2 protein-coding genes are annotated in these 998 nt (G+C 73.9%); both read right to left on the bottom strand.

Annotated elements, in window-relative coordinates:
* Positions 1–123 precede the first annotated feature (123 nt).
* Positions 124–645, bottom strand: coding sequence for a MarR family winged helix-turn-helix transcriptional regulator (locus E1265_RS36480; RefSeq protein WP_132935214.1), 522 nt, complete (start codon positions 643–645; stop codon positions 124–126).
* A gap of 37 nt (positions 646–682) precedes the next feature.
* A partial coding sequence (locus E1265_RS36475) for a hemerythrin domain-containing protein (RefSeq protein WP_207931361.1) occupies positions 683–998 on the bottom strand: 316 nt, incomplete at its 5' end.

Genomic DNA, 998 nt, shown 5'->3' with positions numbered 1-998 from the left:
CCACCCGCCCTCTTACGGCACTGCGTGCGAGGGGCGGGCGCCGCGGCGCCGGCCGCGCGGGGACCTGCCCTTGGCGGATCCCCGCGCGGCTAGAGCCGGCTAGAGCCGGCTAGAGCCGGCCGGTCAGGCTCGCCGGTCTGGTTGGTTGGGCTGCCGGCCAGGCTCTTCGCTTGTCTGCCGCTCGTAGGCCCGCATGGTGCGGACGAACAGCGCGCGCTCCGCCGACGTCAGCGGCTCGAAGGCCGAACGCCAGGCCACCGCGCCGTTGGCGAGCCAGTCCTCGATCGCCCGGCGGGTCCCCGGGTCGTGGGTGATGGTCACGATCGTGCGCCGGCGGTCCTCCGGGTCGGCGTGCCGCTCCAGAACGCCCTGCCTGCTGAGGTCGCTGACCATCAGGCTGACCGTGGTGGGCGCGACCTCAAGGCGCGCGGCGAGCTGGCCGACCTGCATCGGCCCGTCGAAGAGCAGCAGCCCGAGCAGCGAGAGGTGCCGGGGCGCCAGCTGGAAGGAGCGCAGCGGCTCGGGGAGCGGGACGCGCTTGAGCCTGGCGGCGAGCCGGGGCATCAACAGCAGCATGGCGCGTACCGCCTCGTCCGGGCTCAGGCCGGACTCCGGCTCCCCGTCACGCTCCTGCCGCGCTGACATGCCGCACCCCCGAATGATCTCGCTGGGGCGGCCAACGCTACCCGACCGCGGCGAGTAGCTGCTCCTCCTCGTAGGCGAAGTGGTCCTCGAGCCCGGCCGCGACGCGCTCGAACTCCCCGCGGAGCACGGCCAGTTCCATCCGGTCGGCGGGCAACCCGCCGGAGAGCAGCGCCTCGAGCGCGGCCAGCGAGTCGGCCACCACCTCGTGCTCGGCGCGCAGCCTGGCGATGGCCGGCAGCAGCGCCGGGTACTGCCGCTCGAAGGCGGTGAAGGCGCCGTCCTCCCTGGTGTGGTGCAGCTGGAGCCCGTAGCAGAAGGTGAGGCAGGTGCGGTGCAGCTGCTCGACCACAGGG

Origin of the sequence: Streptomyces sp. 8K308, from assembly GCF_004348315.1 — a bacterium.
Taxonomy (GTDB): domain Bacteria; phylum Actinomycetota; class Actinomycetes; order Streptomycetales; family Streptomycetaceae; genus Streptomyces.
Note: the sequence above shows the minus strand (reverse complement) of the source record. Positions and strands in the feature narration are given on the sequence as shown.